At 72.9% G+C, this 7,983-nt stretch carries 9 protein-coding genes and 1 tRNA gene; 3 read left to right on the top strand and 7 right to left on the bottom strand.

All coding sequences use genetic code 11. The features are described 5' to 3' along the window. Positions 1-304 precede the first annotated feature (304 nt). The 5 genes from Q7F20_RS16750 to Q7F20_RS16730 all read right to left on the bottom strand — a co-directional run bounded on the left by Q7F20_RS16750 (position 305) and on the right by Q7F20_RS16730 (position 5,873). Positions 305-661, bottom strand: a complete 357-nt coding sequence (locus Q7F20_RS16750) for a Fe-S oxidoreductase (RefSeq protein ID WP_305741203.1) — start codon at positions 659-661, stop codon at positions 305-307. Between the two features lie 2 nt (positions 662-663). Next, positions 664-2,067 carry an NAD(P)/FAD-dependent oxidoreductase gene (locus tag Q7F20_RS16745; protein ID WP_305741202.1) on the bottom strand — a complete coding sequence of 468 codons (1,404 nt, stop codon included), beginning with the start codon at positions 2,065-2,067 and terminating at the stop codon, positions 664-666. A 215-nt stretch (positions 2,068-2,282) separates the two neighbouring features. Beyond that, positions 2,283-3,104, bottom strand: a complete 822-nt coding sequence (locus Q7F20_RS16740; RefSeq protein WP_305741201.1) for an arginase family protein — start codon at positions 3,102-3,104, stop codon at positions 2,283-2,285. 44 nt (positions 3,105-3,148) lie between these two features. Further along, entirely contained in the window at positions 3,149-3,874 is a 726-nt protein-coding gene (locus Q7F20_RS16735; RefSeq protein ID WP_305741200.1) for a PspA/IM30 family protein, read from the bottom strand. 55 nt (positions 3,875-3,929) lie between these two features. Continuing rightward, positions 3,930-5,873, bottom strand: a complete 1,944-nt coding sequence (locus tag Q7F20_RS16730) for a TPM domain-containing protein (RefSeq protein WP_305741199.1) — start codon at positions 5,871-5,873, stop codon at positions 3,930-3,932. Between the two features lie 271 nt (positions 5,874-6,144). Here Q7F20_RS16730 and Q7F20_RS16725 point away from each other — a divergent pair, with 271 nt between their 5' ends. Together Q7F20_RS16725 and Q7F20_RS16720 are read left to right on the top strand one after the other, a co-directional pair. Next, on the top strand, positions 6,145-6,348 hold the full coding sequence (locus Q7F20_RS16725) for a hypothetical protein (protein ID WP_022905704.1): 204 nt from the start codon (positions 6,145-6,147) through the stop codon (positions 6,346-6,348). 24 nt (positions 6,349-6,372) lie between these two features. Then, positions 6,373-6,708, top strand: a complete 336-nt coding sequence (locus Q7F20_RS16720; protein ID WP_305741198.1) for a hypothetical protein — start codon at positions 6,373-6,375, stop codon at positions 6,706-6,708. Here Q7F20_RS16720 and map read toward each other — a convergent pair. After that, positions 6,692-7,459: a type I methionyl aminopeptidase gene (map, locus tag Q7F20_RS16715; protein ID WP_305741197.1), complete on the bottom strand. Its 768-nt coding sequence runs from the start codon at positions 7,457-7,459 to the stop codon at positions 6,692-6,694. The two genes, Q7F20_RS16720 and map, sit on opposite strands and share 17 nt — an antisense overlap. 45 nt (positions 7,460-7,504) lie before the next feature. Between map and Q7F20_RS16710 the strand changes: the two genes are divergently transcribed. Further along, entirely contained in the window at positions 7,505-7,774 is a 270-nt protein-coding gene (locus Q7F20_RS16710; RefSeq protein ID WP_305741196.1) for a helix-turn-helix domain-containing protein, read from the top strand. Positions 7,775-7,818: 44 nt separating this feature from the next. On the opposite strand, the gene Q7F20_RS16705 is transcribed toward Q7F20_RS16710, so the two are convergent. Further along, a tRNA-Arg gene (locus tag Q7F20_RS16705) sits at positions 7,819-7,890 on the bottom strand. Positions 7,891-7,983: the final 93 nt, after the last annotated feature.

Genomic DNA, 7,983 nt, shown 5'->3' with positions numbered 1-7,983 from the left:
CGCACGAAGTGCCGCTCGCGCGCGCCGCGCGCGGCACTTCCTGCGACCTCGGTGCCACGCCCGCGGCGTGTCGTGCGACCTCGAGGGTGACGTGACCCGTCGCGGTGCGAGCCCGCACCGCCCCTCCGGTCGGACCCGTCGACAGGCGCCCCCTCCACGAGGTCGCGGAATCTGCCGCTCACACGCGCTGCGCGCGGCGCTTCGCGCGACCTCGGCGCCACGGCCACAGCGTGTCGTTCGACCTCGCCGCGACGCCCGCGGCGAGTTGTGCGACCTCGGCGTGGGGCCGGGGCCCGGGCCCCGGTCAGCGGTAGTTGCCGTCCTCGAGCCCGGCCTCGATCTCGAACCGGTTCCGCAAGGGATCCCGCCCGGCCAACGCGTACACGATCGGCATGAGCATGCCGTACCGCCGCCACTGGTCGACGTGCACCCGCTCGTGCCGGAGCACCCGGTCGCCGTCGTTGTCCCGCGTGAGGTACACCGACCCCACGCAGGTGCCTCCGCGGCGGAACACCCATCGCGGCAGCCCCGTGCACACGATCAGCCCGTCGACGATCCGGACCTTCCCCGTGGAGAGCGGGACGCCGACGACGAGACCGACCGCGGTCGCGAACACCCACCCCGCCCGGGACACGGGGGAGTCGAGCAGGGGGTTCCGCACCGCTACTCCGGGCGGCCGTAGGTCTCGAGCAGCCGCAGCCAGATCTCGTTCATGGTCGGGTAGGCGGGGACGGCGTGCCAGAGCCGGTCGACCGGGACGTCGCCCACGACGGCGATCGTCGCGGCGTGCAGCATCTCGGCGACGTCCTGCCCGACGAAGGTCACGCCGACGACGACCCCGCGGTCCTCGTCGACGACCATCTTCGCACGCCCGGCGTAGCCGTCCGCCTGCAGCGAGGCGCCGGCGACGTTGCCGAGCTCGTACTCGACGGCACGGACGTTCAGCCCCTGCTCGCGGGCCTTCGCCTCGGTCAGGCCGACGCTCGCGACCTCGGGGTCGGTGAACGTGACCTGCGGGACGGCGGCGTGGTCGGCGGTGGCGACGTGGGCTCCCCAGGGCTCGGTGTGCAGCGGCGTGCCCTGGTGTCGGGCGGCGATCGCCTCGCCCGCCGCGCGCGCCTGGTACTTGCCCTGGTGGGTGAGGAGCACGCGGTGGTTGACGTCGCCGACGGCGTACAGCCAGTCCGTGCCCTGCACGAGCATCGTGTCGTCGACCTGCAGCCAGTCACCGGCGGTCAGCCCGACGGACTCGAGCCCGAGGTCCTTGGTGTGCGCGGCGCGACCGGTCGCGGCGAGGACCTCGCTCGTGACGACGGTCGAGCCGTCGTCGAGGGTCGTCGTGACCAGACCGTGCTCGTCGCGGTCCACACGCGTGGGGTTCACGCCGGTCCGGACGTCGACGCCCAGTTCTCGCAGGGAGTCGGCGACCAGCTCACCCGCGAACGGCTCCATGCCGCCGAGCAGGCCGTGCCGGGCGACGAGGGTCACCTTCGCCCCGAGGGACGCCCACGCGGTCGCGAGCTCGGAGCCGGAGACGCCGCCGCCGATGACGAGCAGGCTCTCGGGGACCGCCTGGGCGCTCGTCGCCTCGCGCGTGCCCCACGGCTTCGCGTCGGCCAGCCCCGGGACGTCGGGGAGGGTGTGCAGCGAGCCCGTGACGACCGCGATCGCCGCGGCAGCGGTGTAGGTCGTGCCGTCGACCTCGATCGTTTTCTCGCCGGTGATCCGAGCGTGGCCGCGGATGAGGTCGATGTCGGCGGAGTCGAGCCACGACACCTGGCCGTCGTCCTTCCAGTCCGAGGTGAAGGAGTTCCGCCGGGCGAGCACGCGGGCGGCGTCGAGGTCGCCCGTGACCGCCTGCTTCGCGCCGTCGAGCCGCTTCGCCGCCGCGAGCGCGTGCCCGCTGCGGAGCAGGGCCTTGGACGGCATGCACGCCCAGTAGGAGCACTCACCACCGACGAGCTCGGCCTCCACGATGGCGACCGACAGGCCGCGCTTGTTGGCGTAGTCCGCCACGTTCTCGCCGACTGCGCCGGCGCCGATCACGATGAGGTCGTAGTCCGTCATGCCCCCGAGCGTACGCGGAACGGCACGGGTCATGCCGGGCGCGGTGCGTACCTGTGGAGAACGGGTCCGCCGGGTCCAGGAGGCACGGGTCGACCCCGGCACCCGGCCCGCGTCCGGAGCAGGGTCGCCCGGTGCAAGACGCGCCGGGCGGCGGTGCGGGACGCGCCCGTCGGGCGGTGCGGGACGCGCCCGTCGGGCGGTGCGGGACGCGCGTGTCAGGCGGTGCGGGACGCGCTCGTCAGCGCACCGACGGCACGCAGGATGACCCCGAGGTCGTCGACCGCGCGATCCGGGTCAACCGGCGCGAACCCGGTCAGGGCCGCCCCCACCAGCCGTCGTCCGCGCGTGGCGGCCTGGATGCGCTCGACGAGTCCGGCGCCGTCCAGCCCGAACGGAACGGGCTCGAGCAGCCCGTCGACCTCGGAGGGGTCGAGGACGTCCAGGTCGACGTGCACGAACACCCCCTCGGCGCCGGTCGCGTCCACCGCTGCTGCGATCGCGTCCGGGGTGGCGGCGTCGACGTCGAGGTGCACGATTCCCGCGCGGTCGAGGGCACTCCGCTCGGCGTCCTCGATCCCGCGCACGCCGGCGACGACGACGGACGAGGCGGGGAGGGTCGGCAGCGCCGGGAACAGGTCGTCACCGCGGTCGACCAGGATGCGGAGCACGGCGGTCTCGGCGGCGACGGGCTGGGCGCGGTTGAGAGCCCGGAACCCGCTCGACCCCGCGATCCGCACGAAGGCGGTGTCGGGCCCGAGCCCGACCGTGGCGCCGAGGACGCTCGCACCGTCGCCACCGACGACGAGGACCGCCTCGCTCGACACCGTCGTCTCCTCGGCCACCCGCTCGGCGACCGCGAGCACCGAGGTGTACCGGGCGACGGCCGTCTCGAGCCGGTCGCCGGCACCCGCCGGGACGTCGACGACGGTGGTCGACGCACGCGGGAGGTCGGCCGCGATCGCCGCGGCCCCGTCCCCGAGGCGCATCGCACGGGACGACGCCGAACCCTGCCACTGACCGACCACGAGGAACTGCATCGTGCCAGTCTGTCAGCCGGGGTCCGGCGTCGCCCGAGAGTGCGTCAGATGCTCGACGAACCGCCGGACTTCAGCGCGGCGAGCCGTGCCTCGACCTCGGCGTCCTTGCCGACGTCCTCGAGGCTCTCGAACTGCGCGTCGAGGCTCGACGACTGCAGCTCCTGCTGCCCGAGGACCTTCGCTTCTTCGCGGCGCACCTTCTCCTCGAAGCGGCCGAGGTCGCTCGTCGGGTCGAGCACGTCGATGTTGCCGAGCGCGTCGTTGACCTTGGACTGTGCCTCGGCCGTCTTCGAGCGGGCGACGAGGTTGTCGCGCTTCGAGCGGAGCTCCTCGAGCTTCTGCTCCATGCCGGCGAGGCCCGACTTCAGCTTCTCCACCGCTTCGTTCTGCGACGCGAGGTTCGGCTCGGCGTCCTTGACCTCCTGCTCGGCGGCGATCTGCTTGCCGATCGCGATCTTGGCGAGGTTGTCGAACTTGTCCGCCTCGACCGTCTTGCCCTCGGCGCGGTACTTGTCGGCGGCGGAGGAGGCGTTGGCGGCCTTCTGGCCCCACTCCACCGCGGCCTTCTTGTCCTCTTCGTGGTCCTGTTCGAGCAAGCGGACGTTGCCGATCGTCTGTGCGATCGCCGTCTTGGCGTCCGCGATGTTGTTCGTGTAGTCCCGCACGAGCTGGTCGAGCATCTTCTGGGGATCCTCGGCGTTGTCGATGAGCTGGTTGATGTTCGCCCGGACGAGGGTCGAGATGCGCCCGAAGATCGTCTGCTTTGCCATTGCTGTTCCCTTTCGTGGAAGGCCTGTCGTGGTGCTGTTGGTCTGTGTGTCTGGTCTAGAACCGGCCGCCGCCGGAGAAGCCGCCCCCGCCGCCGCCCCCGCCCCCGCCGAAGCCGCCTCCGCCCCCGAAGCCGCCTCCGCCGAAGCCGCCGCCCCCGAAGGAGCCGCCGCCGTAGCTGCCGCCGCGACCGCCGAGCAGGCCGCCGAGCACGATGCCCGTGACGAGACCGCCGAGCTGTGCGCCGTTGCCGCCCCCGCCGCCGAAGCCGCCGCCACCGCCCCAGCCGCCCATGTCGTCGTTCGCGGCGTCCATCGCGGCGGCCGCGTACTGCTCGGCTGCACGAGCCGCCTGGAGCGCCTGCCCCGGGTCCGTCGTCGCGAGCTGGACGGCGTCGTCGAGCGCGCGTTCCGCTTCGGACAGCCGCGTGCGGGCCGTCGGTCCGACTCCGCCGCGGTGCAGCGAGATGAACTCGCGCGCTTGGCTGATCCGGTTCCGGGCATCGCGGAGGGCGTCGTCGAGCGCCCGCGACGCCCGACGCTGCTGCTCCTCGGCGCCACGGGCGGCGGCGATCGCCTGGTCGATCTCGGTGTTGGCCTTGGTGAGGGCGTCGACCGCGGTGATCGGGTCCTTCGGGTCGAAACCCTGCCGCAGCACCGTCTCGGCGCGGGTGACCGCGGCGGCGAGTTCCGGGCCGCCGGCGCTGAGGGTGCGGGCGGCGGCGACGTCGCCCTCGATGTCGACGCGCATCGCCTCGGCGCGTGCGGTGGCCTCGGCGAAGCTCGACTCGGCCGTGCTCGCGCTCGACGTGAGCTGCTGCACCTGCGCCAGGGCGTGCTGTGCGTCCCGCACGGCGACGACCGCCTCGCCCTTGTCGCCCGCGGCGATCGCTGCGGTGGCCGCCTGGGACCGCTCCGTCGCGTAGGCGAGGACCTGCTCGGCCTGGTCGACGCTGTCCGAGACCGTCGCGAGGGTCCGACCGGTGTACGCCGAGCGGACCCGCTCCAGCGCGGCGCTCGCCTGCTGGACCGAGGCCGGTGCCGCCGCGACGTCTCGCGCGAGTGCCGTGGCGGCTTCCTCGACGCCGTCCTCGAGGGAGCGGAGCTGATCGAACGCCTCGGTCTGCTCCTCGATCGAGGCGTGGGCCTGCTCGCAGATCGCGATGATCTGGTTCGCCCAGTCGGCGCGCTGCTGCGGGGTGTCCGGGATCTCGTCGTCGAGCTGCTGCTGGAACGTGAATGCCTTGCGGACGGCCTGCTGCGCCGCGGCGACGGCGTCGGCGAAGGGTTTCGCGGCGTCGGCGCCGAACTGCGCGGTGGCGAACCCGACCTCTTGCTCAGCGGTGCGCAGTTCGTCGTCGATCGTCACGAGGGCGCCACCGGCGGTCCGCTCGAGGTCAGCGAGGGACGCCTCCTGCGCCTTCGTCGCGGCAGCCGTCCGACGCTTGTTCCGCGTCCGGATGACGAGGACCACGACGACGACCGCGATGACCACGACGGCGAGGAGGATCCACAGCCAGGTGAGGTCCGGCGGTGCCTGGGTGGCGGCGAGGCCGTTCGCGAAAGCGACCGCGGCACCGGACCAGTCGCTCTGCTTCAGTGCCGGCAGCAGGTCGTCGTCCACCGCGGACTGGACGTCCGACGACGAGATGCTCGTCTCGTTCGTCTGCTGGACGTCGTAGTTCCGGTCCTCCACCGCGACCGACAGCAGGATCCCGTCGGAGTCGATCTGGTTCGCCGACATCGTCGCGGCACCCCACTCGGTGTGGTCCGACGGGTCCGTGAACGTCGGGACGAAGACGACGTAGAGCTGGGTCTTCGTGTCCGTGTAGAGCTGTTGGACGGCGCTCTCGATCCGGGACTGCTGCGAGGAGCTGAGCACGTTCGCCTCGTCGAGGACGTACGCACCGCCGAGGTCGACCGGCGCCGTCGCTCGCGCCGCCGCCGCCGGTGCCAGCACGAGGACCACGGCGAGGAGCGCCGCAGCGATGCGTCCCAGCACCCCCGGCGTCCCCCTGTCGGTCCTCGTCCTGCTCCTGGCCGATCCGCCCTGGACCGCTCGCATCCGTCCTCCGTCCGTCGCCGTGGTCACCGTCCGAGCACCCCCGGAACCGCGCCCCGGAGCGCTGTTGCCCGGAGTCTATCCAGGCCGCGCGGCGCTTCGGACAGACTCCGGGCGAACCCTCGTGGAACCTCGGGCTGTGCAGGTGTTGTACCCCGGACCGGGGTATGCTCGGGGAGCGTTCGACGACGAACGAGACAGGGGAACTGCGATGGAGCGAACAACCAGCACCGAGGTCGTCCCACTCGAGGACGGCTACCACCGCGTGTCGACGCCGGCGAGCGGTGTCATCGGCTTCGTGCGCGAGCACGACGGCCGCTACGAAGTGCTCCGCGGACGAGTGCGCCAGGCGACCCGGTCCGAAGGGCTATACAGCACCATGAACGTCGCGCTGATCGCGCTCACCCACGCCTGAACCACCCGACGTAGGCTCGCCTGCGTGAGTCGCCCGCGCCTCCCGGACGTCGTGGTGACGATCCGTCGGGCTGGCGGTCGCGATGCGGACCGGGAGGCGCTGCTCGCCGCCGTCGCGTCGGCCACCGGTGTCGAGCCGGTCCGGGTGCGCGCGGGGTGCGTCTGCCCCCACTGCGGCGCCACGGCCCGCGGGCGCCCCTGGGCCGAGGTCGACGGCTCCGCCGTCGGCGTGAGCCGCGGACGGACCACGGGCGGCACGACGACCCTCGACGGGGTGGCGCAACCGGTCGCGGTGGCGTTCCCCGCGGTCGATCTCGTACTCGCGGTCGCGGGAGGCGCGCCGCTCAGCGTGGGAGCGTGAGGACCTCGACGCCGTCTTCGGTGATCGCCACCGTGTGCTCGGTGTGCGCGGTCCGAGCCCCGGTGGCACTGCGGAGCGTCCACCCGTCCGGGTCGGTGACGAGGACGTCGGTGTCCGCCATCACCCACGGCTCGAGCGCGAGGAGCAGGCCCGGGCGGAGCGTGTAGCCGCGGCCCGGTCGGCCGGTGTTCGACACGTGCGGGTCCTGGTGCATCGTCGACCCGATGCCGTGCCCGCCGAACTCGACGTTGACCGGGTAGCCGGCGCCCTCGAGCACGGTGCCGATGGCGTGCGACAGGTCACCCGTCCGGACCCCGGGCCCGGCGATCTCGATGGCCGCCGCCAGTGCCCGTTCGGTGGCGTCGATGAGTGCCAGGTCGGCGGGGTCGGGCGTGCCGACCACGAAGCTGACGGCGGCGTCGGCGGCGATGCCGTCGAGTGACACGGCCAGGTCGAGCGTCAGCAGGTCGCCGTCTCGGAGCGTGCGGTCGTGGGGGAGCCCGTGCAGGACCGCGTCGTTGACGGCGGTGCACACGTGGTGGCCGAACGGCCCGCGCCCGAACGACGGGGCGTAGTCGACGTAGCAGGACTCGGCGCCGGCGTCCTCGATCATCGCCTTCGTCCACCGGTCGATCTCGAGCAGGTTCGTGCCGACGCGTGTGCGCTCGCGCAGCGTCTGCAGGATCGTGCCGACGAGGGCTCCGGTGGCGCGGGCCCGGTCGACCTCGGCCGGTGTGAGGATCTCGATCATGGGATGATCATACCGGTACTGAAAGACCGGTATTAATGTAGGGGCATGGTCCGTCTCCCGCTCAGCCCCGACGAGGTCGCCCGTGGCCGTCGCCTCGGAGCGCTGCTCCGCCGTGCCCGCGGGGAGCGCTCGATGCTCGACACGGCGCTGCAGGCCGGCATCTCGCCGGAGACACTGCGGAAGATCGAGACCGGACGCATCGCGACACCGGCGTTCTCGACCATCGCCTCCGTTGCCGGGGTGGTCGGGCTGTCGCTCGACGCGGTGTGGGCCGAGGTCTGCGACGCGCCGGGGGTCGTCGAGACCGCGAGCTGAGCTGTGGCGTGGCCCTGTGGGTGTCGCGCCGCGAGAAGTGACTGTGCCCCCAGGAGGATTCGAACCTCCGCCCCTGCCTCCGGAGGGCAGTGCTCTATCCCCTGAGCTATGGGGGCCCGGGGTGGAACCAACCGTAGCAGGTCCGCGCGGCTGTCCGGGACCACGCGTGTCGCGGACGGGAGGCGCGGGGCGGCCCCGCACCGCGCCTC

Source organism: Curtobacterium sp. A7_M15 (genome assembly GCF_030705415.1).
Classification (GTDB): domain Bacteria; phylum Actinomycetota; class Actinomycetes; order Actinomycetales; family Microbacteriaceae; genus Curtobacterium.
This window is presented reverse-complemented; position numbering and strand designations above follow the sequence as displayed.